The sequence below is a fragment of the Exiguobacterium sp. B2(2022) genome (assembly GCF_028823655.1).
Lineage (GTDB): Bacteria > Bacillota > Bacilli > Exiguobacteriales > Exiguobacteriaceae > Exiguobacterium > Exiguobacterium aestuarii_A.
In genome coordinates this window covers 1-25,903 of the sequence record NZ_JAPEHX010000006.1, presented here as the reverse complement: position 1 = coordinate 25,903, position 25,903 = coordinate 1, and the positions used below count along the sequence as shown (strand labels likewise).

Annotated in this window: 24 protein-coding genes and 1 riboswitch; of the genes, 14 read left to right on the top strand and 10 right to left on the bottom strand. The window is 50.7% G+C overall.

Annotation, left to right across the window (positions count from 1 at the left end):
- Positions 1 to 4: 4 nt before the first annotated feature.
- Positions 5 to 742, bottom strand: coding sequence for a GntR family transcriptional regulator (locus ON063_RS02085; protein WP_274664068.1), 738 nt, complete (start codon positions 740 to 742; stop codon positions 5 to 7).
- A gap of 143 nt (positions 743 to 885) precedes the next feature.
- On the opposite strand from ON063_RS02085, the gene ON063_RS02080 reads away from it, so the two are divergent.
- Together ON063_RS02080 and ON063_RS02075 are read left to right on the top strand one after the other, a co-directional pair.
- The gene (locus ON063_RS02080) at positions 886 to 2,238 is read left to right on the top strand and encodes a 6-phospho-alpha-glucosidase (protein ID WP_274664067.1); all 1,353 of its coding nucleotides are present in this window, start codon (positions 886 to 888) and stop codon (positions 2,236 to 2,238) included.
- 71 nt (positions 2,239 to 2,309) lie between these two features.
- On the top strand, positions 2,310 to 3,863 hold the full coding sequence (locus ON063_RS02075; protein WP_274664066.1) for a PTS transporter subunit EIIC: 1,554 nt from the start codon (positions 2,310 to 2,312) through the stop codon (positions 3,861 to 3,863).
- A 38-nt stretch (positions 3,864 to 3,901) separates the two neighbouring features.
- Here ON063_RS02075 and ON063_RS02070 read toward each other — a convergent pair whose 3' ends face one another.
- Positions 3,902 to 4,792: a helix-turn-helix transcriptional regulator gene (locus tag ON063_RS02070; protein ID WP_274664065.1), complete on the bottom strand. Its 891-nt coding sequence runs from the start codon at positions 4,790 to 4,792 to the stop codon at positions 3,902 to 3,904.
- Positions 4,793 to 4,867: 75 nt separating this feature from the next.
- On the opposite strand from ON063_RS02070, the gene ON063_RS02065 reads away from it, so the two are divergent.
- Together ON063_RS02065 and ON063_RS02060 are read left to right on the top strand one after the other, a co-directional pair.
- A complete protein-coding gene (locus tag ON063_RS02065) occupies positions 4,868 to 5,386 on the top strand; it encodes a dihydrofolate reductase family protein (RefSeq protein WP_274664064.1) in 519 nt (172 codons plus the stop codon).
- Positions 5,387 to 5,544: 158 nt separating this feature from the next.
- Complete coding sequence (locus ON063_RS02060) at positions 5,545 to 6,621, top strand: GGDEF domain-containing protein (RefSeq protein ID WP_274664063.1); 1,077 nt, start codon at positions 5,545 to 5,547, stop codon at positions 6,619 to 6,621.
- Positions 6,622 to 6,689: 68 nt separating this feature from the next.
- Here ON063_RS02060 and ON063_RS02055 read toward each other — a convergent pair whose 3' ends face one another.
- The 7 genes from ON063_RS02055 to ON063_RS02025 all read right to left on the bottom strand — a co-directional run bounded on the left by ON063_RS02055 (position 6,690) and on the right by ON063_RS02025 (position 14,788).
- Complete coding sequence (locus ON063_RS02055; RefSeq protein ID WP_274664062.1) at positions 6,690 to 7,424, bottom strand: polysaccharide deacetylase family protein; 735 nt, start codon at positions 7,422 to 7,424, stop codon at positions 6,690 to 6,692.
- A 54-nt stretch (positions 7,425 to 7,478) separates the two neighbouring features.
- Entirely contained in the window at positions 7,479 to 7,958 is a 480-nt protein-coding gene (locus ON063_RS02050; RefSeq protein ID WP_274664061.1) for a GNAT family N-acetyltransferase, read from the bottom strand.
- 5 nt (positions 7,959 to 7,963) lie between these two features.
- Entirely contained in the window at positions 7,964 to 8,245 is a 282-nt protein-coding gene (locus ON063_RS02045; protein WP_214744452.1) for a hypothetical protein, read from the bottom strand.
- A gap of 116 nt (positions 8,246 to 8,361) precedes the next feature.
- Entirely contained in the window at positions 8,362 to 9,861 is a 1,500-nt protein-coding gene (gntK, locus tag ON063_RS02040) for a gluconokinase (RefSeq protein WP_274664060.1), read from the bottom strand.
- Between the two features lie 16 nt (positions 9,862 to 9,877).
- Positions 9,878 to 11,221 carry a GntT/GntP/DsdX family permease gene (locus ON063_RS02035; RefSeq protein WP_274664059.1) on the bottom strand — a complete coding sequence of 448 codons (1,344 nt, stop codon included), beginning with the start codon at positions 11,219 to 11,221 and terminating at the stop codon, positions 9,878 to 9,880.
- A gap of 88 nt (positions 11,222 to 11,309) precedes the next feature.
- Positions 11,310 to 12,191, bottom strand: a complete 882-nt coding sequence (gnd, locus tag ON063_RS02030; protein ID WP_214694376.1) for a phosphogluconate dehydrogenase (NAD(+)-dependent, decarboxylating) — start codon at positions 12,189 to 12,191, stop codon at positions 11,310 to 11,312.
- Positions 12,192 to 12,328: 137 nt separating this feature from the next.
- Complete coding sequence (locus tag ON063_RS02025) at positions 12,329 to 14,788, bottom strand: bifunctional diguanylate cyclase/phosphodiesterase (protein WP_274664058.1); 2,460 nt, start codon at positions 14,786 to 14,788, stop codon at positions 12,329 to 12,331.
- Between the two features lie 161 nt (positions 14,789 to 14,949).
- Between ON063_RS02025 and ON063_RS02020 the strand changes: the two genes are divergently transcribed.
- The 4 genes from ON063_RS02020 (at position 14,950) to ON063_RS02010 (ending at position 17,893) form a co-directional block, all read left to right on the top strand.
- A complete protein-coding gene (locus ON063_RS02020; protein WP_274664057.1) occupies positions 14,950 to 15,798 on the top strand; it encodes a MurR/RpiR family transcriptional regulator in 849 nt (282 codons plus the stop codon).
- A gap of 83 nt (positions 15,799 to 15,881) precedes the next feature.
- Positions 15,882 to 16,268 carry a hypothetical protein gene (locus ON063_RS02015; protein WP_214694370.1) on the top strand — a complete coding sequence of 129 codons (387 nt, stop codon included), beginning with the start codon at positions 15,882 to 15,884 and terminating at the stop codon, positions 16,266 to 16,268.
- Complete coding sequence (locus tag ON063_RS14890) at positions 16,231 to 16,425, top strand: Clp protease N-terminal domain-containing protein (RefSeq protein WP_446719117.1); 195 nt, start codon at positions 16,231 to 16,233, stop codon at positions 16,423 to 16,425. Before ON063_RS02015 ends, ON063_RS14890 begins: the two co-directional genes overlap by 38 nt.
- The gene (locus ON063_RS02010; RefSeq protein ID WP_274664101.1) at positions 16,346 to 17,893 is read left to right on the top strand and encodes an FMN-binding glutamate synthase family protein; all 1,548 of its coding nucleotides are present in this window, start codon (positions 16,346 to 16,348) and stop codon (positions 17,891 to 17,893) included. Before ON063_RS14890 ends, ON063_RS02010 begins: the two co-directional genes overlap by 80 nt.
- Positions 17,894 to 18,028: 135 nt before the next feature.
- Here ON063_RS02010 and ON063_RS02005 read toward each other — a convergent pair whose 3' ends face one another.
- On the bottom strand, positions 18,029 to 18,886 hold the full coding sequence (locus tag ON063_RS02005) for a putative glycoside hydrolase (RefSeq protein ID WP_274664056.1): 858 nt from the start codon (positions 18,884 to 18,886) through the stop codon (positions 18,029 to 18,031).
- A gap of 40 nt (positions 18,887 to 18,926) precedes the next feature.
- Positions 18,927 to 19,013: riboswitch (cyclic di-GMP riboswitch) on the bottom strand.
- 75 nt (positions 19,014 to 19,088) lie between these two features.
- On the opposite strand from ON063_RS02005, the gene ON063_RS02000 reads away from it, so the two are divergent.
- Genes ON063_RS02000 through pelG form a run of 6 tightly spaced genes read left to right on the top strand, consistent with a single transcriptional unit; the run spans position 19,089 to position 25,898 of the window.
- Positions 19,089 to 19,451: a hypothetical protein gene (locus ON063_RS02000; protein ID WP_274664055.1), complete on the top strand. Its 363-nt coding sequence runs from the start codon at positions 19,089 to 19,091 to the stop codon at positions 19,449 to 19,451.
- A complete protein-coding gene (locus tag ON063_RS01995) occupies positions 19,427 to 20,287 on the top strand; it encodes a hypothetical protein (RefSeq protein WP_274664054.1) in 861 nt (286 codons plus the stop codon). The genes ON063_RS02000 and ON063_RS01995 overlap by 25 nt, the downstream gene beginning before the upstream one ends.
- Positions 20,284 to 21,198, top strand: coding sequence for a hypothetical protein (locus tag ON063_RS01990; protein ID WP_274664053.1), 915 nt, complete (start codon positions 20,284 to 20,286; stop codon positions 21,196 to 21,198). Before ON063_RS01995 ends, ON063_RS01990 begins: the two co-directional genes overlap by 4 nt.
- Positions 21,195 to 23,039, top strand: a complete 1,845-nt coding sequence (locus ON063_RS01985; protein WP_274664052.1) for a DUF2194 domain-containing protein — start codon at positions 21,195 to 21,197, stop codon at positions 23,037 to 23,039. The genes ON063_RS01990 and ON063_RS01985 overlap by 4 nt, the downstream gene beginning before the upstream one ends.
- On the top strand, positions 23,036 to 24,454 hold the full coding sequence (gene pelF, locus ON063_RS01980) for a GT4 family glycosyltransferase PelF (protein WP_274664051.1): 1,419 nt from the start codon (positions 23,036 to 23,038) through the stop codon (positions 24,452 to 24,454). The genes ON063_RS01985 and pelF overlap by 4 nt, the downstream gene beginning before the upstream one ends.
- Positions 24,435 to 25,898 carry an exopolysaccharide Pel transporter PelG gene (pelG, locus tag ON063_RS01975; protein WP_274664050.1) on the top strand — a complete coding sequence of 488 codons (1,464 nt, stop codon included), beginning with the start codon at positions 24,435 to 24,437 and terminating at the stop codon, positions 25,896 to 25,898. Before pelF ends, pelG begins: the two co-directional genes overlap by 20 nt.
- The last annotated feature ends 5 nt before the right edge of the window (positions 25,899 to 25,903 follow it).

Here is a 25,903-nt window from a genome sequence, read left to right as displayed (position 1 = left end):
GAATTCACTGGGTGTTTGTTGTTTCATGTCTTCGACCGGCACGGATGATAAAGCGATACTCTTCACTCTTGAAATACGTTTCGGTGAACTCAAAGCGACTGCCATCCATGAGAAACGAATAGAGTTCGACTTTGAGTATCGGTGTTCGATCGCTCACCTCGAGCATTTCAGCAATTTCTTTCGTCGGCAAGACCGGGATAAATTCCTGAACACTGTCTGCAATCTTCAGGTTTTTGATATTTTCAATGTAATCGTACTTCGACCGTGTCATTACCTCATACGTTAAATCCGGAAATAGTTGGAGTGGAAGATACGTATCTTCGACAATGAGTGGTTCTCCGTTCGCAAAGCGTAAACGACGAATGTAGTAGACAAGAGCGTCTTCATCGAGCTCGAGTATTTCCCTTATTTTTTCAGTCGGAGGTTGAACGGTGAAAGTAAGTACTTTACTCGTGACGTCCTTTCCTTCTCGCTTCATGTCTTCAGTAAAGCTTTTTAATTCGTACATATTATGTTCAATCTTTTCGGATTGTACATACGTGCCGCTCCCTTGTCGCTTCCAAAGCAAACCTTCTTCTTGAAGTAGTTTGACGGCTTGTCGAACCGTGACTCGACTCGCTTTGAATTCCTCGACGAGTTGTGCTTCTGTCGGAATTGCTTCACCGGGCGCCCAATCGCCGGTCTCGATAAACGTGCGCATCTCCTGAGCAATCCGCTGGTATAGCGGAGATTTGGCTTTCATGTAAATAACCTCCTGATTGTATGCGTTCATTACTCATAGTATACAAAAATAAAACGTTTTCAAAAAGGTGTTGACGGTTCAAATAATATGTATTAGATTTGTATTGTAATCAATTAGATATGTATTGAAAGGGGAACGCACACATGAAAACACCACAGCGTCTCGTAGTCGTCGGTGGAGGTAGTACGTACACAATCGGCATGATCATGAGTTTGATTGAGGAAAAAGCACACTTCCCACTTCGTTCCATCACGTTTTACGATACAGATGAATTACGTCAAGAACGTGTCGCGAAAGCGAGTGAAGTCATCTTGCGTGAGCATTATCCAGAACTCGAGTCGTTCGAATACACGACGGACAAAGAATATGCTTTTAAGGATAAGGATTTCTTCTTCGTCCAAATTCGGACAGGTGGTTTGGAGATGCGCGAAAAAGATGAGCAGATTCCGCTTCGACATGGCGTGGTGGGACAAGAAACGTGTGGACCGGGCGGAATGTCATACGGGATGCGCTCAATCGGAGATATGATTGAACTCGTCTCTGACATTCGTGCCGGCTCACCGAATGGCTGGATCTTAAACTATACGAACCCTGCTGCGATTGTCGCCGAGGCGCTCAAACGTGCATACCCAGACGATCAAAAAATATTAAACATTTGCGACATGCCGGCAGCAATTATGGTGAGCTATGCGAAGATTCTCGGTAAAGAGATTTGGGATCTCGTTCCGGAATATTTCGGACTCAACCACTTTGGTTGGTTCACAGGCATCTTCGATAAAGAAGGAAATGAATTGACTGCAGACATCAAACGCGCCATTTTAGAAGACGGTTTCATTCCAGAAGATTCGGAGATTGCGAATGACCCATCGTGGATCAAGACGTTCAAACAAGTAGAGAAGATGCTGACGGATTTCCCAGAGTACTTACCGAACACGTATCTTCAATATTATTTATATCCATCTGACATGGCAGAAAAAGAAGATGTCACGAATACACGCGCGCGGCAGGTGATCAACGGACGTCAAGAACGTGTCTTCTCGATGTGCGATCAGATTATTCAAGATGACTCGCTCGAAAATGTTCACCTTGAGGTCGATATCCACGGCTGTTATATGATTCGGGTCGCTGCTTCGCTAGCCTATAATAGCGGTGATATTTTTATCGTCATGGTGAAAAATGATGGTATCATTTCGAACTTGCCAGACGATGCGATGGTTGAAGTGCCTGCGATGCTTACCAATCGTGGACCGAAACCATTCGCAGTCGGAAAGATTCCTCGTTTTTACAAAGGAATGATTGAAGGACAGCTTGCTTACGAACAACTTGTCGTCGACGCATACTTCGAAAACAGTTATGAGAAGGCACTTCAGGCGTTGACGCTAAATCGTACAGTCGTCGATGCACCAATAGCTCGTCGAATTTTAGATGATTTGATTGAGGGAAACAGAACGTACTGGCCGGAATTAAAATCGGGCGAGACAGTAGCGATACGGTAACTAGAGAGGGGAGGCAATCCCCTTTCTCATTGTTCAGATTGATAACGCTTACAAGATGAGGAGTGAATCGAATGAGTCAATGGTTTGGAGTTTTTCAAAAGTTTGGGAAGGCGCTCATGGTACCGGTCGCTTTATTACCGGCTGCCGGAATTTTGCTAGGACTAGGTGCGGCACTCACGGGACCATTAGCAGATAGCTGGACGTTTTTACAGAACGGAACAGTAGAAGCGATCAGTGCTGGAATGTTACAAATTGGTCTTAGTATTTTTGCGAACTTACCAATCATTTTTGCAATCGGGGTCGCAGTTGGTTTGTCAGGGGGATCAGGGATTGCCGCACTCGCAGCACTCGTCGGATATGTCATTATGAATACGACAATTTCAATCTCCCTCGGCATCACGGCAGAAATGGCTGCCGAGAGTGGAGAATATGGCATGTTACTCGGTATTCCTTCCCTTGAAACCGGTGTACTCGGAGGGATTGCGGTCGGGTTGCTCGCAGTATGGGTGTATAAAAAGTTCCATACGTTCAATCCGCCAGAAGTGTTGGGATTCTTTGCAGGTGATCGTTCTGTCGGGATTGTGATGGTTTTCTTCTCGATCTTACTTGGATTTGTCATGATGCTCATCTGGCCGCCAATCCAATCGGCACTCACTTCAATGGCAAACGTCATCGCGAGTGATGCGACCAACCCTGCATACGTAGGGTTATATGGGATGTTGGAGCGGTTATTGATTCCGACAGGATTACACCATATTTGGTATGCCCCGTTCCTGTGGACATCTCTCGGTGGAACAGCAACGGTCGGTGATGCGGTCGTGAACGGTGATCAGTATATTTTCCTCGCTCAAATCGCAGAAGGTGTCGAAGTGACGGCGGGACGCTTCATGTCTGGTAAGTTCCCAATCATTATGTTCGGTTTACTCGGGGCGGCGCTCGCGATGTATCGTCAGGCTGATCCGGACAAACGTCCTGTCGTTCGAGGCTTATTGATTGCAGCGGCCGGTACAGCTTTTCTAACAGGAATCACAGAACCGATTGAATTCACTTTCTTATTCGTGGCACCTGTCCTGTATGTCATCCATAGTGTGTTGACGGGAATTTCTTTCGCGCTCATGTATGCGCTCGATACACATATCGGTTGGGCTGGAGGATCAGGATTGATTGACTATATTTTAGTGAACGTTTTACCAGGTACACCACGCTGGTGGATGAATATCGTCGTCGGCATTGGTTTCTTCATCGTTTACTATAGTATCTTTACTTTCGCCATCAAGAAGTGGAATTTGGCAACACCAGGGCGTGGCGGACAAGAAGCGAAACTGTTTACGCGTAAAGACTACAATGATAAAAAGTCAGGTCAATCAGCGATTCAAACGACAGCACTTGCGATTGAAGAGGCACTTGGGGGACGAGAGAACATCCGTGATATCGATGCATGCTTCACACGACTTCGTGTTGAAGTAAGTGATGTTTCTCAAATCAATGAGGATGAACTAAAAGCACTCGGAGCAGCTGGAGTCGTCAAAGTGAAAAACAACATTCAAGCGATTTTTGGAGGTCGCTCTGATTTATACAAAAACGAATTGCTACGCATTCATAAGGAAATGGATGAAGCGAATTGAAATCGGGCTCAACCGCATGGGTTGAGCCTTTTCAGTCTTCATACGTATAGTGCTACAAGACGTTCCACATGCTCTTTCATCATCTCCCGCAACGCACTCGGCGCCTTCACCTCCACTTCCGCTCCAGCCTTCAACAGCTGCCTCGACAAAAACGGAAGCTCTTCCTCAGGTACGTCCCATTCATTCTTATCTTCAATATCGGGTAGTACATCTTCAAGTAAACGACGACCGAGTGACGTCAGCTCGAGTTGAACGGTCACACCGACTCGTTCATCACTTGCCTGAAGCAAGGTCACCAAATCCTCGGATTCAAACGGTTCCTCGAGCAACTTGACCGCGTCCACTCGATCAATCCGATATTGCCGGAATCCCAGTTCAGACAGCCCGAAGACGTACCACTTCAAGTCAAGGAGTGCCATGCCGATCGGTGAGACGATGAACGTATGTGGCCCTTTCGTCGTCCGATACGTCATTTCAATCTTGTTCTTGCGCTCGACCGCCTGATAGATGTCTTTTGTGAACGGAGCCTTTGGAATCTGTTTGTTTCCGAGCCACAGGATGTTTCGTTCCAATCGATGAATCTTCGTCTCTAAGTCTTGCGGTAATTCGTTCGCGTACCAGTCGGACAGCGTATGTCGTATATCACCGAATGGCACGTCCGGGATGTGTTCCATCCATTTGAGCGTAAGGTAAAGGGCGACCGCTTCTTGTTCGCGGAGGTGCAATGGCGGCAATAAACGGTTCGGCAACATCTCATAGCCGCCACCGATCCCGGGCACACTCCAAATCGGATAACCCAGTTCTTCGAGCGACAGCATATCTCGTTGAATCGTCCGAATGGATGCGCCTGTCTCTTGAGCCAGTTCTTCAGCGGTGACACGTTGCCCTCGATTGAGCAGCCGAATCAGTTGCAAGTGCCGTTTTTTCATAGTTATCATTCCCGTCATCTTTTGTCGTGTTTATTGGTTAAGCTGAATATATCACGAATCAAGGAGGAAGACACGATGCCGAAAGTAGTGTTGTATATTGCGATGAGTTTAGATGGGAAAATCGCCCGGTCGAACGACCAACTTGATTGGTTGTTCGCCGTAGAAGGGGACGGGGACAACGGATACGCTGAATTTTTCAAAACCGTTGGTGCCGTCATCATGGGAAGAAAGACGTATGAGGAAGTACTGAAGTTAGAAGAAGGAGCTTATCCGTACAAGGACATCCCGAACTATATTTTGACGCGTCAACCTGACCGTAAGGCCGAGCATGTCACGTTCACGGATGAACCAATCGAAGAACTGATTCATCGGTTGAAAGGAGAAGTCAATCAAGACATCTGGCTCATCGGCGGGGGAGAGGTCATCAAAGCGGCGATGGAACATGACTTGATTGACCGGTATGAGATCGCGATTGCCCCAGTCGTGTTAGGTGAGGGGATCTCGCTCTTCCCAGAAGGCACAAAAGAGACGAAACTTCGACTGACAAGTCAACGCGCATCCGGTCAATTTGTGATGGTGACATATGAACGATAAGTGAGGATCGAGTCCATAAAGGGCTCGATTTATTTGTGAAAAAAGGAAAAAATATTCATTTTGTAGAAAGTTTTACACGTCGATGCGTTAGCTGATGATGGAAATTGGATATATGTAGAGAGTGGAAGTAACATGATAAATGTGAAGGAGTACAACTAATGTTCATGAGTCTAATCGCCAATTCGTGCATTTCGTTTACTGGCATCTATTTCATCTCAAAAATCATGAACTATCATACGAGACATGTACACATCCAGAAACTTCTCATCGGTGTGTTATCAGGCTGTTTCGGGATTTTTCTAATCACGCAAAGCGTTCAATTTGAGAATGCGGTAAAAATTGATTTTCGGTTTCTCGTTCTCCTTTTACTCGGATTTTACCGTTTGGTCTCCCCGCTATTCATCGCAGCCACCATTATGTCGATTCACCGATTCAGCTATGGCATCGATTTTTACTCGATTCTGGCATGCGTTGCCCTCTTTACGATGGTGATTGGTATGATTCTGACATACCGGATTATTTGGCTACAGAAACGGCTTTTCCAATTTGGTCTTACGTTGAACGTATGGATATGTTTGGTCGCAACCATGGGGATCCTTGTCGGCGGCGGGTTTACGGAACGTGCTCTTGACGTCGCGTTGTTGGTTACAATGATCAGCTTTCCGATTGGATTGGTAATCACCATGTTGAACATTGACCTGTACCTCATCCATCACCGCGTGCGAGAGTATAAAATCTCGGCGGAGACTGACCATTTGACGGGTCTCGCCAATCGTCGGGCATGGGAGATGCAGATGAAAAAGTTTAAAGGACAGTATGCGACATGTAATGTCTTGCTTTTGGACATCGATCACTTCAAACAGATCAACGATCAATATGGCCACGCGAACGGGGATGAGGTGTTGAAGCAGTTTGCGGAACTGTTGCACCGTGAGACGCGAAATCAGGACATTAAAGCGCGGATCGGGGGAGAAGAGTTCGGTATTTTGATTCCGATGCTTTCCCAAACCGAGGTGGTCAACGTGGCGGAACGGATTCGAAATTGTATCTCCAAACACGAGTTCAAGCTACTCGATGACGAGCGGATTCATATCTCTGTTTCAATCGGGATCGCAAACGGGAAAAGCGAACATCTTCGTGAAATGGTTCATTTAGCAGACGATTGCCTGTATCAAGCGAAGAACAGCGGTAGAAACCGTACACATATCCATGAAAGTGTAGAATACGTTCAATGAGAAGACGCATCGGGCATTCCGATGCGTTTTTTCATGTGAAAAACTGTAGACCACGAGATGGTCTACAGTCATGGGGTCGTGCTTTCACTAGCATGTGGTTCCCAAGCATCTGAAAAGTTATGGGGCGGGTGAACGCCTTCGAGCGTCCGAAATTCGTAGTCCCGCTCTTTCGCATAGCGGATGATTGTATCGAGTGCTTCCGGCGTCATCGAATGATCGTGCGCCAAGATGATCGAAGCGATATTCGCGGCACGATTCGCCTCAAGTCGATTGAACACGCGCTGCTCGACCCAGGCATTTTCTTGTTTATAGACATGGTCGAGACTGCCGACATTCCAGTCCCAAATCTCAAAACCGGCTTCGTTCATTACTTTCCAATGCGCAGGTGTCATTCCTTCATCACTCCCGTAAATCGTCCGGGCCATATTCGTATGGATGCCGGTCACCTCGTAAACGAGACGTTGTACATCTTTCATTTGACGGACGGCCGTCATCGGTGATGCATAAAACTCCTCGCGTTTGTGTGTCATCCCGTGCAAGGCAATCAGATGACCCTCATCGACGATGCGGTGAAGAAGATGCTCATTCCCCTCGATATTCTTCCCAAGGATGAAGAAAGTGGCTTTCACCTGATGCTTCTTCAACACGTCGAGCAGCTTTCCCGTTTTCCAGTTCGGCCCATCATCCAGCGTCAGATAGATGAGGCTCGGGTCGTTATACGCTTTCGGTTCCGGGATCGCCGCCTGTGACAACGTACCAATCAACAAAAAAATAGACATGAGTAATAGAACGCGTTTCTTCATTCCAACAATAGCTCCCTCGAATCAAAAAACAAGTGACATATGACACATACCTTATCACATATCCGAGACATCGAGACGATAAATGTGTTCGTCGAGTTCTGTCGTGAGATAGGTGAAGTTCAATTTTTTCAATAGCGCGATCGATGCCTCATTCGTCTCAAGGACGCCGGCCTTGAACGCTTCTGCTCCTTGGTCGGCCAAGTGACGAATCAATCCCGACATCACCTCGAACGCATAGCCTTGGCGAGCTCGTGTAGGTGCGATGGTATAGCCAATCCAATACGTCTGGTCTTCTTGCTGGATATACACGTCCCCAATCAATTCTTCGGTCGCTTGGTCGATGATGGCGAGTTGCATGCCGTGTGGAAGCGATTGTTCGCCGAGTAGGGCGTTCTCGTATTCAGTATAGCTAAGACCTTTGAACGATTGATGCTGCATCCAGTCCAAGTCGTTTCGATACGCCATGAACGACTCGATGTCTTGTCGTTCGAACGGGCGGATGAGGCAACGTGGTGTCGTGAGTATGATCATCATATCGCTCAAACGACTTTCTTTTCTTTTTTGAATAGACCGACCAATAGAAGCGCAAGACCACTAAAGAAGATCGCAGGGAAAATCAACCACATGATCAATCCGGCCCAACCGTTCTGTACACTGATGGCGTAGGAGAGTCCGATTGAAAAGGCCAGTGCTGGTGAAATGGGGATCATGAGCGCGACACCCCATATTTTAAATTTTGTATTTCGTGCTTCGCCCGTACTGAACCAATACGCCACGAATGCGCCTAAACTTGCAATGAGATATCCGATTGCAATCGCCATTTGACCAATCCCTTCACTAATGTTGATAGTTCAACCTCGCACTTACTTTCCATGTATGAAACGAAATCTCCTGTCATGATTCAAAAAACCGAGCCCTCGAAGGACTCGGTTTGACGTCACACATGCTTCCGCTGAAACGCCGAAATGGCTTCATATTCTTCTGATAGGTGACGCGACAGGCGAATGTAGATCGGCAAGAGCTCCCGATAGACGTTCGTCGCTTCCATGTTCGGTGCATGCTCGTGGGTCACTTGAGGCACTTCTTGGAACTCCTCGATGTCCCCGAATGCGTACTCTCCGAGCATGACGGCCCCGAGGCATGAGCTTTCGTGACTTTCCGGCACGACGACCGGTGTGTCAAAGATGTCCGCCATCATTTGACGCCAGAGGCTCGACTGGGCAAAGCCACCTGTCGCATGGATGCGGTTCGGTGCGCCCGTCAACTCATCGAGTGCAAGCATGACCGTATAGAGGTTGAAGATGACACCTTCCAATACGGCGCGGATGAAGTGCTCGCGCTTATGATGAATGCTGAGCCCGAAGAAGGAACCGCGAGCGTTCGAATCCCAAAGTGGAGCCCGTTCGCCCATTAAATACGGATGGAACAACAGACCGTCTGCACCCGGTTTGACCGTCTCGGCGATTCGCGTCAACACGTCGTACGCGTCGATCCCGAGGCGTTTCGCTGTCTCGACCTCACTTGCTGCGAACTCGTCACGGAGCCAACGGAGGATGATGCCACCGTTATTGACCGGTCCACCGATCACCCAATGCTTGTCCGTCAGCGCGTAACAGAAGATGCGACCTTTTGGATCTTCGACAGGTTCTGAGACGACCGTCCGAATGGCGCCACTTGTCCCGATTGTCACGGCGACGACCCCTTGTTCGAAGGCACCGACCCCGAGGTTCGAGAGCACGCCGTCGCTTGCCCCGACGACGAGCGGGAAGTCCCAGCCGAGCGTCTCGGTCACGTCTGGTGTTACATGTAAAATCTCTGTCGTTGGCACGAGTTCAGATAAACGATCTGGTGTCACACCGGCAACCGTCAGTGCTTCCGCATCCCAATCCCGTTGTTTCAAATTGAACAACCCCGTCGCCGAGGCGATGGAGTGATCGACGACGAAGCGTCCCGTCAACCGATAAAAGACATACTCTTTGATGGAGACGAACTTGGCTGTCTGTTCAAAGACGTCAGGATGTTCTGATTTCAACCAGCGCAGCTTCGACAGCGGTGCCATCGGGTGGACCGGGGTACCGGTGCGCATATGGAGGGCACTCGCATCAAAGTCGCGTTTGATTTCTTGCGTATATGGATTCGCGCGACTGTCGGCCCACGTGATGCTGTTCGTGAGCGGACGTCCTGAGGAATCGAGTGCAATCAAGCTATGCATCGCCGAACTGAACGATGCGAAGCGAATCGGACCGTCCGCTTTGGCGCGGACCGCCGAGACGGCTTCGAGCACGGCCCCATAGATGACGACCGGGTCTTGCTCGGCCGTCTCCGTATCGGGCGTGAGAAGCGGATACAACACGTTATGTACCGCTAGTTGTTGATGACCGTTGAACAGGACGGCTTTCGTACTCGTCGTCCCGATATCGACCCCAATCGTAAACACACAATCACTTCCTAACTTAGATGATAAACAGGCTAATCAAGAACACGACGGCAAAGCCGGTGAGTCCGATAATCGTTTCCATGATCGTCCATGACTTGAGCGTATCTTTCACATCGAGACCGAAGTAACGGTTGACGAGCCAGAAGCCTGAGTCGTTGACGTGCGAGAGGACAGTCGCCCCTGAGGCGATGGCGATGACGATCAAACCGAGTGCCGCGCCTGTGATGTTTTGGATTTCAAGTAGCGGTGTGATGAGTCCAGCTGCTGTGACCATCGAGACCGTTGCCGACCCTTGGGCGACACGGACAACCGTCGCAATCAAGAAGGCGAGGACGATTGCCGGAAGTGGTGAACCAGCCATCATTTCACCGAGGACGTCACCGACACCTGAGTCGATGAGCACTTGTTTGAACACACCACCGGCACCAGTAACGAGGATGATGATCCCGGCTGGTTCGAGTGCTTTCGTTGCAATTTCTTGTACTTCGTCACGTGAATAGCCACGGCGTGTCCCGAGGAAGACGAACGTGAGAAGCGTCGCGATCGTCAAGGCGACGAACGGGTGTCCGAGGAACGTCAAGAAGTCACGGACGGCGTTGCCTTCATCTAAGAGTACCGCTGAGAGCGTGTTCGCTAAGATCAACACGAGCGGGATCAAGATGAGCGACAAGATCATTTTGAAGCTTGGCAATTCTTTCGATGTATCGATTTCTTTGAATTCCATGTAATCCGGAATCGTCACATGAATCTTCTTAGCAATATACTTCCCAAAAACGGGACCGGCTAAAATCATCGATGGAATCCCGGCGATGACACCGAACAAGATGACCCAACCGAGGTCGGCACCGATCAAGTTCGCAACGGCGATCGGACCAGGTGTCGGTGGGATGAAGCTATGCGTGACCGCGAGACCTGCGAGGAGCGGGATCCCATAGTAGAGAAGCGAGCGTCCCGTCTTTTTGGCGAGACCGTATACGATTGGGACGAGAATGATAAAACCGACATCGAAGAAGACCGGGACGGCGACGATGAACCCGGTGATCCCGAGCGCCCATTGTGCCTTGTCTTCCCCGAACTTACTGACGAGCGTCTGGGCGAGGCGTTCCGCGCCACCTGACACTTCAAGCATCTTCCCGAACATTGCCCCGAGACCGACGACAACGGCGACGAAGCCGAGCGTTCCGCCCATCCCGTTCTGGATGGAGGCGATGACATCTCCGAGCGGCATGCCGGCTGCGACCCCGACGATGAGACTGACAAGTAACAACGAAACAAATGCGTGAAGCTTTGTACGAATGACTAAAAATAAGAGCAAGAAGATCCCGGCTAAGGCAATCAAAATAAGTGTTGAGCCAGACATTGAGTTTTCCCCCTAAAGTTTAATATGTAACCGTTTACAGTTTCTGACAAAGGAAAAGGTCAACTCCCCGTGACCTTTTCCGCATTTCTTACTTCTTGACGACCGCGTGACCACCGAACTCGTTGCGGAGCGCGGCGACGACTTTACCTGAGAACGTGTCGTCTTCGAGTGAGCGGTAGCGCATCATAAGTGACAAGGCGATGACCGGTGCGGCTGCCTGAAGGTCAAGCGCCGTCTCGATCGTCCATTTGCCTTCACCTGATGAATGCATGACGCCACGAATCTCATCGAGCTTTGCATCTTTCTTGAAGGCGTTCTCCGTGAGTTCCATGAGCCAAGAACGGACGACCGACCCGTGATTCCAGACGCGTGCGACTTGTTCGTAGTCGTAATCGAACGGACTCTTCTCCAAGATATCGAACCCTTCTGCAATCGCCTGCATCATCCCGTACTCGATTCCATTATGAATCATCTTCAAGAAGTGACCACTTCCGGCAGGACCTGTATACAGGTAGCCGTTCTCGACAGACAAGTCTTTGAAGATTGGCTCGATTGTCGGCCATGCGTCTGCGTCACCCCCGACCATCGTACAGGCACCGTTCCGTGCCCCGTCCGTGCCACCGCTCGTTCCGCAGTCAAAGAACTTGATGTCCTTCTCGGCGAACTGCTCGGCGCGTGCGACCGAGAGCTTGTAGTTCGAGTTGCCACCGTCGATGACGATGTCGCCCGGTTCGAGTCGCTCATATAGTTCGGCGAGTACCGCTTCCGTGACGTCTCCGGCAGGGACCATCGCCCAGATGACGCGTGGCGTCGACAACTTGCTCACGACATCCTCGAGCGTCGGCACGATTGTGAACGCGTCCGATGTGACGTCCCCGACGTCCGTCCCGACGACCGTATGTCCGTGATCGCTCAAGTTAAGTGCCAAATTGTACCCCATTTTTCCTAAACCAATCAAACCAATTTCCATATCGTCACCCCTGAAAAAGAATTTTTTTCCGTCTCTAGATTCATCATATCAAAATAAATTCGATTTACAAGTCAAATCACGGAATTTTTTTCGTTTTTACGACAAAAATTCGACCCCCGTTATGGAGGTCGAACGAATCAACTTGATGATGCTTTCTTATATTGCTGGAAGAAGACTTCAATCTCTTCCGCAGGCAAAGGACGATTGTAGAAATATCCTTGTGCCTGGTTACACGATTCGGCTTTTAGGAAAGCGACTTGATTCTCCGTCTCGACGCCTTCCGCGATAACGTTCAAATCAAGCTCATGCGCCATGCGGATGATCGTTTTGACGAGGGCCGCATCCTTCTCGTCACTTTCAATGTTCTTCGTGAAATGTTGGTCAATCTTCAGCGTATCGATCGGGAACAGTTTCAAGTAGCTGAGAGACGAGTAGCCCGTCCCGAAATCATCGATCGAGAGATGGACACCGAGGGCGACGAGCTCGTGCATCGTCTCGATAGCACGGTCCGCACTCTGGATGACGCTCTCTGTCAACTCGAGTTCTAAATACTTTGCGTCGAGACCTGATGCGTCGAGTGCGCGGCTGACGACTTCCGGCAAGTCTTTTTGAGCGAACTGAATGGCCGAAATGTTGACGGCGACCCGAAACGGGTGGATGCCCGCATCTTGCCACGCCTTGTTTTGGCGACACGCCTCATTCAAGACGAACTCACCGAGACGGTGGATGCTTCCCGTCTCTTCGGCGATTGGAATGAACTCACCAGGAGAAATCATCCCGAGTTCCGGATGGTGCCAACGGACGAGCGCCTCCATGCCGATGACCATTTCCGTCTCCAACTGGATTTGCGGTTGATAGTGGACGGTGAACTCGCCACGCCCGATTCCTTTACGGAGTGCCATCGACAAGTTCGAGCGACGGGATACGGACTCGTTCAATTCGTTCGTGAAGAACTGATAGCCGTTCTTGCCGTCAGCCTTCGCCCGATACATGGCGATGTCGGCGTTTTTGATTAAATCTTCTGCCGTATCCCCGTCGGACGGGTGAAGACTGATCCCGATCGAAGCACCGGTGAACACTTCCTCGTTCTCGAGTTCGAATGGGGGATGGAGGACGTTGATCAACTCTTGAGCACGATGGGCCGCAAGGTTACTTTTCGTATGCGGTGACAAGATGATGAACTCATCTCCACCGAGACGGGCGAGCGTGTCCGACTTTTGAATCGTTGACTGGATCCGGGTCGTCACTTGCTTCAAAAATTGATCGCCGATCGAGTGACCGAAGCGGTCATTGATGACTTTGAAGTTGTCGAGGTCGATATAGTACAAGGCGAACGGTTCTTGCTGGGACTGACCGAGTAGCGCATCGAGTCGGTCGCTGAACAAGCGACGGTTCGGGAGTCCGGTGAGCGGGTCCAAATAGACGAGGTCGTTGATTTGTGCCTCGATTCGTTTCCGTTCACTGATGTCACGGATGATGCTACTGAAGAAGATGCCTTTGTCCGTCTTCCACGTTCCGAGCGACATCTCGATTGGCACTTCGACACCGTCTTTTCGTAAGCCGATGAGCTCGACCGTCTGACCGATGACGCGTTTCTCACCCGTCTTCTCGTATCGTTGCATGCCGCGCTCGTGCGCGTCACGGAATCGTTCCGGGATGATGGCGACAATCGACTGTCCGATCATCTCGTCATACGTATATCCGAACAAATCGGTCGCCCCGTGATTCCACTGGAGAATGACACGGTTATGGTCGGCGACGATGATGGCATCCGATGCCGATTCGATGATCGATTCAAACTTCAGTTCGAGTTCTTCCGATTTTGCCTCGAGCTGTGACGCCGTTCTCAGTGAGATGTACATGATCACGAACAAGGTCATGACGCTCGCTGCGATGACGTAGGCGAGGAGGGTGCTATCGACCGCATAACCGCTCATCGACTTGCTGACTCCTTCTGTCGGGGTGAACTGTGCCGCGCCCATCCCGACGTAGTGCATCCCTGATACGGCGACACCGATCAAGACCGAACTGGCGAGACGGCGCCAATGGAATCGCGAGACGTTCGGGATATAAAAGAGGATGTACAGTCCGACGAGCGATGCTACATAAGCAACAAGTGCAGAAGCGATCCACATGATCGGGTCATACGTGAGGATGGCGTTCATCTGCATCGCTTCCATCCCGATGTAGTGCATCGAGACGACCCCGACACTGATCAAGAAGGCACAAAAGACGAGTTGCGTCGGTCGTGTCTCCGGATGGCTGATGATCCAGAAGGCGAGCCCGGAGGCGACGACGGCCGGTACGATCGACAACAAGACGATGCCGAGGTGATACGTCACGTCATCGTTTAGGTGGAATGCCAGCATGCCGATAAAGTGCATCGCCCAAATACCAAGCCCGAGACTGAAGGCGCCGGCTGCGACCCAACTGAACCGTGAGGCGTATTTCGCATATTTCAAACGACTGCTAATATCGAGGGCGACACCTGCAGCGAAGATGGCAACAGCGATGGAAAGAATGACGAGTGGTAAGTTGTACGAGCTACTGAGGTGATGTTCGATTCGAAACAGTCCTTTCGATTTCAAATGGTTCAATGAGTGAATGAATTGAAAAGTGCTTTATTAGAGTAGCATATTCCAGAATCGCACTTCCTGCCCCGTTTTGTAAGGTGGGTCAATCTTTTAGACGAATCACACATTGCGGAATTTTTTTCGAAACGGTATCGTTAAGTGAAGAAGAGAAAGGGTGATTCTTGATGGAAACGATGAACGGGACGGCCCGCATCCGTGGCGCCTATTCGACACTGAGTAAGAAAGAACAGCGTATTGCCGACTACATCTTAAAACAACCAGAACAAATCATTCACCATACAATTAATCAAGTGGCAGATGACCTCGACGTCGCCGAATCGACCGTGTTCCGCTTTTGTCAGCGTGTCGGTTTTAAAGGCTATCAGGCGCTAAAAATCGCGCTCGCCTCGGATGTCGTCGCACCACTTCAGGACATCCATGAAGATATCACGGAGACGGATACGGCGCTTGAAATTGCAGAGAAAATTTTTTCGACGAACGGGAAGACAATCGAGTCGACGCGTCAGATTTTAGAAGGAGACTCTCTGGAGAAAACCGTCGAGCTGTTCCTCGGGGCACGCCGCATCGAATTCTTTGGGAGTGGTGGGTCAGCGGTCGTCGCGTTAGACGCCTATCATAAGTTCGTCCGAAGCGGGCTTCAAGTGAGCGCCATCCTCGAGTCGCATATGCAGCTCATGTCGGCCTCGCAATTGACGACAGACGACGTCGCCGTCGTCATCTCGCATTCCGGGGCTTCTAAGGAAACGCTCGATATCGCCAAACTCCTAAAAGAAAAGGGTGTCCCGACGGTCGCCATCACGAACTATGCGAAATCACCGCTCTCGAAGATTGCAGACGTGTCGCTCTATACCGTGTCCCAAGAGACGGCGTTCCGCTCAGAGGCACTCGCTTCCCGCATCGCGGAGCTCAGCTTGATCGATGCCTTGTTTACAGCTGTCATGATGCGACGTGGGGACGTGGCACGTGCGTCTCTCCAGCAGATGCGTGAGGCGATTTCAATGCGCCGAATCTAAAGAAAACAGGGTTAACTTCTACAAAAAGGTGGAAATTATAAACTCTGAGGGCAAAGCGAGGCTTAGAGAGAGAAGGTGGACCGATGAACCATATTGATTTTTTATCTTCCGACCACTACAACGAGTTCAAACGGTTAGCACAACGACTTACGGATCCTGGCAGTACCAGTCGCGAATACTTCGCCGCGCTATATGTACTTGCGGGTCATTCGCATATCCGAGAATGTTTGCTTCCTTATATAGACCTCGAAGCTGGGAAGATTCGAACCTCCACAATCATCGATGACAACACGTTCGATAAACGAGAGTTTGTACTCGCCAAACTCGTCATTCACTTGTATAACTCAAAAGAATGGGTCCTTCCGACCGAATTGATCGCCTTGCCGGAAGAGGACTATAAACTAGCGATGCAGGCGATCACGCTGTGCCGAAATGAACAATTTGACGGGGTCACGATCCCGAGCGACTGATGACATCCTGTTCCGTTTGCGACAGGGTGTTTTTCGTCTAGTGAAAAGGAGGAGAGACCGTGTCACTCAATACATCGATGTTGACCATCTTGCTTGTGCTCTTATTGATGATGATGACAGCTCCACCGCTACTTCTGTTTTACTTGTGGCGACGTGACCGAAACCAGCGTGAGCACTCTGTCCTCCGTAACTTCCCGATTCTCGGAAAACTGCGCTATATGTTCGAGAAGATGGGTCCGGAACTTCGGCAATATTTGTTCTTGAACGACAACGAGGCGAAACCGTTCTCGCGGAACGAATACGAGGCGGCTGTCATTGCCGGGAAATATAAGTCGCGCATCATCGGATTCGGCTCGGAGCGAGACTTTGAAGCGGGCGGGTTCTACCTTCAAAACGCATTGTACCCGACAAATCGGAATGAACTACGCATCGACAATTCAACAAAAGTGTCGACGTGGGTGTATGAACTCGATGAAGATAACCTCTTCACCCGAAAAGAGCATCTCGTCGAACGAGACATCTCCCCATACTTATTAACAGAAGAAGATACCATCATCATCGGGAAAGAGACGTGTCGGGAGCCGTTCTACGTCCGCGGCCTCGTCGGACAGTCGGCGATGAGCTTCGGTTCGCTCGGCGACAAGGCGATCACGGCTCTCTCGATCGGGCTCGGCCGTGCGGGTGGGACATGGATGAACACAGGGGAAGGTGGTCTTTCGGACTATCATTTGAAAGGGAATGTCGACATCATCTGTCAAATCGGTCCGGCACTGTTTGGTGTCCGGGACGAAGACGGGGCGTTCTCGGTGGAAGCGTTCAAACAGAAGAGCGCACTCCCGCAAGTGAAGGCGTTCGAACTGAAACTAGCACAAGGGGCGAAGACGCGTGGGGGACATATCGATGGCTCGAAAGTGACCGAGGAGATCGCCCGTATCCGCCACGTGCGTGTCGGGGAGACCATCGACAGTCCGAACCGATTCTCCGAGTTTCAGACGCATAGGGAACTGTTGGGCTTCATCGAAAAGTTGCGTGAAATCGGTGGGAAGCCGGTCGGCATCAAGCTCGTCGTCGGCAATATACAGGACATGGAATCGCTTGTTGAAGAGATGGCGACGTCTCAAATCGTACCGGACTTCATCACGATTGACGGGAGTGAAGGCGGGACGGGGGCGACGTACCAGGAACTCGCCGATACGGTCGGGTTGCCACTGAAAGCGGCACTTCCATACGTCCATCGCCTCTTGATCGAGCATGGTCTTCGGGACCGGATCAAACTGTTCGCCTCGGGGAAACTCATCACGGCGGACAAGGTGGCGATTGCCCTCGCCCTCGGTGCCGACCTCGTCAACATCGCCCGCGGGCTCATGTTCAACGTCGGCTGTATCCAGGCGCAGGTGTGTCATACGAACCGTTGCCCGGTCGGTGTCGCGACGACCGACCCGAAACTGCAGCGTGCTCTTGTCGTCGACGAGAAGAGCTTTCGGGTCACGAACTATATCATCTCGCTTCGGGAAGGACTGTATAATATGACGGCCGCCGCAGGGGTCCGTTCCCCGACGGAACTGTCACAAGAACACGTGATTTATCAAGAGCCGGACGGTCACATCCGCTTGATGCATGATTAATAACCGTTGAATCAAAGGATTTCATCAAAACATCCTACGAATTTGCCGATAAAGAAGGCAAACCCGTAGGATGTTTTTTTAAAGTATTTTCGTTGTAGAAACTACCAGATACTTGTACAATCAGGTAAATGAAAGTCAGAATTTATTATAATCTAACGTGGCGTTTGAGTGGAAATGAATGAATCCGTTTTGTTCCGCGTATGCGGCACTCTTCGGACGTTGTTTTGAAGATACCGTCAACGCCTTGATGCCGTATCGCGCATCGAGGTCACGCAATTCTTGGATGCGGTCTTTTGACCATTGGTCTTTCGAAATCGTCGTATAGTTGAAGCTTTCCCACATGACACCATCCACATACGGATACGTATACGTCTTCAGTGTCGCAAATCCCCAGTTTTGAATGAGAGAAAGGGTAGGGTGGTTGGCCTTGATCGTCTTCATGAACTGACTCATCCCGTCACGCTGTGCTTTCAAGATGGTTGGTTGTTCCGAATGCTCGTTGTCGATGTTGCCGACAGTATCTAAGAACGCTCCGTCTAATCCTTTCGCGACAATTTGTTTCTCCACTTCACGCGTCAATAGCTCACGATAGTGCGTCGACGTCATGTCGACCAAATAAGAATCCCACTCCGCATAATGGACACGTTGTCCGTTACGGTGGAAGAAGTCCGATTCGTTCATCTGCTTGATGAAGTCGACGTTCCAATTGTCAGCTTCCATCGTATTGATGTAGCCGTACACTTTCGTACCGAATTTTTGTAACTCTTTGATTTGAGCTGCAGTATAATAAACAGGCTCGATGATGACGAGGTCATATTGTTGCATCTTTTTGATCTTGCTTTTACTCGGCATATCATAATAAATCTTGTACGACTCGACGTTTGCGAGCGGGTTGCTCGCTTTGGCGACCGCTTGATGTGGTGTCCATAATGCGAATCCGACAACGAAAGCACAACAGAGGCTGACGATACGTTTGGCTGAGAAAATACCCATAAAAAAACCCTCCTGATAGTTATCAGAGAGCGGCTGCGGCTATTGCAGACTGGCGATCGGTATCTCGAAAGATCGACGACCCATGTCTTTGCGCCCTTACTTTTCAGTAAGTTTGCCCGTCTCGATATGAAATTTTTGGTCGAACAATCCATCGAATGTCCTACTACTTAATAAAATACCACGTAAAGGAATGAGTGACACTATGATTTATACCCAACATCGCACATCAATCAAATGGATTGAAATGATTGTGACTATTTTACTTATCGGCATTTTGGACTATACGTTTAGTCTTTCTTTGTCAGAATGGGCGATTGACCCGTTAATTTTTTATATCCTTCTCTTCTCGCTTCGCTACGGCCTACTCGGGGCGTTCGTCAGTTTCACATTGACGAGTCTATATCATTTTTCATTCCTTCTGATGGAAGGGACAGATTTGCTCTTATTCCTTTACGATACGAACGAACTCGCGTGGATTTTGCTTCACTTCTTCGTCGCCTTGAGCGCCGGCGTCTTCAGTCCCATATCCGTCAGGAAGAGGTGGTCGATGAGAACGAACAGTTGAAGCAGACGGTGCAGCAACTCCAAGAATCACAAGGAGAGATGCGGAAGCGGGTGCTCGATTCGACGTATACACTCTCAAGAATCTATGAGGTCGGTCTTCAGCTCGACCAGGACGCGACAGACTTGGTACGTGACCATTTGATCGGGACGTTTACACGCGTGTTCCGGGCGCGACAGCTCGCCCTCTACCACGTCGATACGTCACGCCGGACGCTTCGTCTTCATGTACGTTCGGGGGATGTCGAACGTTTGCCACAGACGCTCTTCATTGATTCGGAGCAAGGCATCTTCGCACGGATGTTCCAGACCCAAAAACCGACGATTCGGTTGGCCGATGAAGTCGAAGGACCCCTTCTCGTCGCCCCGATCTGTTATGAGGGAACGGTGAAAGAAGTGTTAATTGTCCATGAGATTGACATTCTTCGGTTGCGCAGTCACGAGATGAACATGATGAAACTCGTCCTCGACTGGGCCGGCACACGGATCGAGAAGGCGGATGCGCTCGAATGGATGCTCGTCAGCGATCAGCTCGTCGACGGGACGCGCATGTTCCGCATGGACGCGTTCGAACAAAAAGTCGCACAGCAAGTGTTGCGCCATGAACAGTATGACCAACCATACAGCACGGTCACGATCCCAGTCGAAGGCGTCGACTTGTCACTCATTGAAATCGAGCTCATCCTCCGTCAATCGATGCGGGAGATCGACGTCATCGGATATGACGAAGAGGAACGTGTCCTTCACTTCCTTCTCCCGGGCACACCGATTGAGTCGGCGGAACGATTCAAAGAGCGGATCGAGCATGTGTTCTATGTGAAAGGTGGGAAACGCCTATGACCGGATGGATGATTCTCTTGTTCTTTCTCCTTCATGCCGGAGTTCTTTTCGTTATCTACCGACTCGTCGTCCGACCGAGAGTGGATGCGGCCGAGAAAGGCGTCTGGCTCTCCATTTTTCTCGTCAGTGCCGTCGTCCCGATCATCGGGGAACTGTTCGGGTTGATCGCATATGGGGTTGCCCGTCGTTTCGCCTCATCGAAGACGCTTCTTGATTATGACGAATATATCAACTTCGACACGGTCAACTTGGAGCGCTTACAGCAACAGGCAAAAGAAGATTTAGACCTCGTCCCATTGGCGGAAGCCTTGCAGATGGACGGGAAGAAGCGGAAACAGTCGATCACGCAACTCATGTCGACACCGCTTATGAACACAGAAGAATACTTACATTTAGGTCTCGAGCATGAAGATACGGAAACGGTCCACTATGCCGCGACCGTCCGGAACACGTTGTTCGACCGATACGATTTGATGTTCAAGCAACGCATCGCGCAAGTGAACCCGGAACGACCGGAGACGATTTATCCCGTCATCGAGACGGGCGTCTCCTTTTTCGAGAGCGGTCTCTTGGACGAGGATATGAAAGCCCGCATCCAGCAACGGACCATGTTCCATCTTGAACAACTAGGAGAACACGATGCGACGGATGAGACCTATTTACGCACGAAAGCCCGTCTATCGTTCCAAGCAGGTGACGTCGAGACAGGGGAACGGTTGGCGGAAGCGCTCACGTTGTATCATCCGGAAGTACCGGACGGCTATATCATGCTCATTGAACACCATATGAGCGATGGGGACTGGGCATCGTTACGTCCAATCCTCGATCGGCTCCATCAACACCTCGACCTACGAGACGTTCCAGAAGATTATCGCTTTGTCATTCAACAGTTAGAAGGTGCAAACACATGAATAAATCGATTACGACGTATCTCGCGTCCTTGTTCTCTCTGATCATCGCGATGATTGTCGTCGTCCAGTTTTTACGACTCGACTACGGTCACCGGCTCATCCCACAAGAAGCACATGAGCCGAAGGCGTTCACGACACTCGCAGGCGAGGTGAGAGCAGTGGAAGGGACACCGGCTCAAATCTATATCCATCAAAACGAGGACGACTTGTCGACGTCCGTCTTGAACAACTTGAAATACGCGCTCGACTACGCGAAGTTGCCATACACGTCCATCGAGGCAGAGGAGATTGCCGCAATCGAGCCTTCTCCGCAGCACGTCCTCGTTGTCAGTGGGGAAAATACAAAGTCATGGCCGTATGAAACGATTCGGTCGTTTGTTGAGAAGGGGGGACGCCTTTATGTCGCCGGTCGTTTCATCGATCAGGAGTGGGCCGACCTCATCGGCGTCACTGATTTCGGGGACTTCAAGGACGGCATCAATGGATTGGTGTTCGAGAAAGAAATCTTCCCTGGCTATGTCGACTTGCCACAAGACTCAGGGCTCTTCGTCCATAGTATCGCCGATGTTGAGCTGAAAGATGAGACAAATGTCCTTATCTCGGCGAAAGACGAACCGATTTTGTGGCAATCTTCATACGGTCAGGGAGAGGTGATGTTTTGGAATACGACGTCCCTGACAGATAAGAACTCACGAGGTCTGATGGTGCAGTCGTTGTCGATGTTGTTCCCGGCGTTCGTCATGCCGCAAGCAGGCATCAAAATCGTCCATCTCGACGACTTCCCGGCACCGGTGCCGAGTAACTCGAATCCCGTCATCACGGAAGAGTATGACCTCTCCATTAAAGAATTCTTCTCCGAAGTATGGTGGAAAGATATGAAACAAATCGGTGAGGACTATGACGTCACGTATTCGGGCTTCTTGATCGGCAGTTATAAAGCGACGAACGAAGAGACGACCGAACAACTCATTGAGAAGATTCGTGCACCGATGCTCGAATATGGCCGAGGGTTGCTACAGACGAACGGGGAAGTCGGTCTTCACGGCTTCAACCACCAGCCACTCGTCATGGGTGACGAGGTGATGGACCCCGAGCTCGGCTATACGAAATGGGAGAGCAAAGACGCCATGCGTTCGGCCGTCGACCGTGTCGTCGAGGCGTTCGATTATTATATGCCGAATGAACAAATTCGGAGCTACGTCCCACCATCGAACATCATCGGACAGTCGGGACTGAGCGTGCTGAACGAGAAGTTCGAGGACGGATTGATCGTCGCCGGGCTCTATAGCGGGGATGCGAGTAAAGGAAGTTACATTCAAGAGTTCGGACCGGACCCGGTCTATCCGAATTTATATGATTTCCCGCGCGTGTCGAGCGGATACAACGAGACGCCGGATGACCTGTTCGTCGTCATCGACGCCGTCGCCAACTTCGGACTCGTCTCGCACTTTATTCACCCGGATGATGTGTTAGATGAATACCGTTCGAAAGGAAAAGGATGGGGCATCATGAAAGAGTCGTTTGAAGGACTATTCCAGACACTCTATGCGAAGTATCCACATCTCGAAGGGTTGAGCCAGTATGATGCGTATCGAAAATATAAGCTGTATCAAGATGCACAAATCGACGTAGCCTACACGAACGACACGATTGACATCAACGCCCAGCAACTGCCTGTCCCGTCGACGCTACTCGTCCGAGTCGAGCCAGGGAAACGGTTGGATACAGGAAATTTCGCGTTTGGCGCAGTCAGACCGTTCGATGAGAGCGGTACGTTATATCAAGTTGAACTAAAAGAGACGTCTGTTCGTCTCCCGATATTGGAAGGAGCGCGCCCATGAAGATTGGAATTGTCGTCGAAGGGAGTTATCCGTATGTGAGCGGAGGCGTGTCGAGCTGGGTACACATGCTGATGCAACAAATGCCGATGCATGAGTTTGAAATCATCTCGATCATGCCAAACCCGAAGTCTGAGGCGGATTATAAATATACGTTACCGGAGAACGTCACGGGTGTGACCACGCTCGCCCTCAATCAGCGCGCGACCCGGAAACGTCGTCCGGAAGCGTTGACGCAAGAAGAGCGTGACCGGATCAAGACGTGGATGACATTCGGTCAAGTCGAATCGTCGATCTACCCGATGTTAGCGTCACAAATCGGGACACCGGAACAGTTCTTCTCGAGCCGTCTCTTCTATCAACTCGTGACGGAGAGCTATCAAGAAGAAGGGCAGGCCGGTTCGTTCATCGACTACTTCTGGATGTGGCGCAGCATGTATGCACCCGTCCTCGACCTCCTGCAAGCCGAGTTACCGCAAGTCGACCTCATCCATTCCGCGTCGACGGGTTATGCGGGATTGATTGCGAGTGCGATGAAAGAGCGCCAAAACATTCCGTTTCTCTTAACCGAGCACGGCATCTACTCGCGTGAGCGGGAAGAGGAACTGTTGCAGGCGGCATGGATTCCACCAGAGTTCCGTTCGCACTGGATCCAGTTCTTCCACCATATTTCCCGGGAAGCGTACCGGACAGCGGATGACGTCATCACACTGTTTGAACGAAACGGTGAGTTGCAACGTCAGCTCGGTGCACCGGTCGAGAAGTTGAGTATCATTCCGAATGGGATCGATGTGACAGGCTTGTCGGCACTCGGTCACGTGGCAGGGGGAGAGAAGCTCCGCATCGGCGCCATCGTCCGCGTCGTCCCGATCAAAGATATTAAGACGATGATCTATGCGGCGAAACTCTTACAAGACATGCTCATCCCGTTCGAGTTGACCATCATGGGGCCACTCGATGAGGACAAAGAATATGCGGCCGAGTGTGAAGCGCTCATCCGTCAACTCGAGCTCGAACAAGCCGTCTTCTTGGTCGGGAAGGTCGACATCCGCAAACACTTGCCTGAATTCGACGTCTGTCTCTTGACGAGCATCTCGGAAGGACAACCCCTCGCCGTACTTGAAGGGATGGCCGCAGGCGTCCCGTGGATCGTGACGGACGTCGGGGCCTGTGCGGAGCTCGTGAACGGGCGACCGGACGAGCCGTTCGGTCCGGCCGGATTCGTCGTCCCACCGGTCAATCCGCGCCGAATCGCGGAACGTTGCGTCTGGTTCCATCAGAACCGGGAAGACGCGCGCCGACTCGGACGAAACGGGCAGCAGCGCGTCGAGACATACTATCGCACCGACCAGTTCATCGATGCGTACTTACATCTATATGAAGAAAGGAGAGCGGCATATGGCGGGCATCGGGTTTAAGTTACAACAGCTGTTCCAAGAAGACTATTTTTCCTCACGTATTAAAGCGTACGCCTTTGCCGGTCTCGTCACGTCCGGACCGTGGCTCATCGTCATCGTTACGATCGCGCTCATGCAGTGGTTGACGAGTTACCTGTCGATTGCCACGCTTGAGGAACGGACGACGTTCAACTTGATCGTCTCGTATAGCTTCATCTTTTCTCAAGTCGTGCTCGGCGTGCAGCAGCTCGTCGTCACGAGATACTTGGCAGACTGTTTCTATGAGAAACGGTACGAAGACATCTTCCCGGCGTTCATCGGCATGATGAAGACGACCGTCGCCATCGCCTCGGTGTTGTTCGCCGTCTTCCTGTCGTTCTCTGAGCTCCCAGCATTATTGAACGCGTTGGCGTTCATTTTGTTCATGACGGTCAACTTGATCTGGGTACACTTCTTGTTCCTGAGCGCGGCCAAGTTTTATCAGGCGGTCGCTTATAGCTTCGTTGCCGGTGGGGTCGTCGCGGTAGCGGCAATCATCATCACCGACCAGTTCTTGATGGCGTATTTGACGGAGTCCTATATGAAGAGTTTCGCCTTGACGGCGAGTATGACGCTCGGTCTGATTGTCACGTTGTTCGGTTTGTTCACGTCGATGCTCCTCACGTTCCCGAATCGGAGCACGGTCGGTCAATTCTCGTTTTATCGCTATTTCGACCGTTATCCGGCGCTGTTTTGGACGAGCTTCCTGTACAACATCGGGATTTGGGTCGGGACGTGGATCATCTGGTTCGCAGAAGGGGGGAGCGTGCATCTCGATACGTTCCGTTATCATCCAATCTATGACACGGCCATCTTCTTGTCGTATTTGACGATCATCCCGACGATGACGATTTTCGTCGTGTCGGTCGAGACGCGTTTTTATGAGCGGTATCGCGTGTTTTACGGATATGTGAATGAAGGTGGGACGTATCAACAGATCCAACGGTCGAAGGCGGCGATGTTACTCGTCTTACGACAGGAGCTGCAGCGTCTGTTCCGGAACCAAGGGCTTGTCTCACTCCTTTTCGTCATCTTCGCAGCTGTCTTGTTCCCACTGCTCGGGCTCTCGCCTGAAATTCGGGACGTCTTCCAAATGACGACGATTGGCGCGTTCTCAAACGCGATGGTCCTTGTCCTCACGCTCGTGTTGCTCTACTTTGAAGACCATAAGGGAGCGGCGTATACATCGGCTCTCTTCATCACGATGAACGCGGGACTGACTTATTTGCTTCTTCCACTCGGACCGGACAGTTATGGGCTCAGTTTTGCGATTGGCTGTACGATTGCTTTCGCCTTCTCGCTCATCCGATTGATTCGATACGTGTCAGAGATTGACTACCATACATTCAGCCGAAGTGAAGCACCTCCTCGGACGGATACGTTCCGTCGCGTCGGAGAATGGCTCAACGACCGATCTGCATCATAAGACAA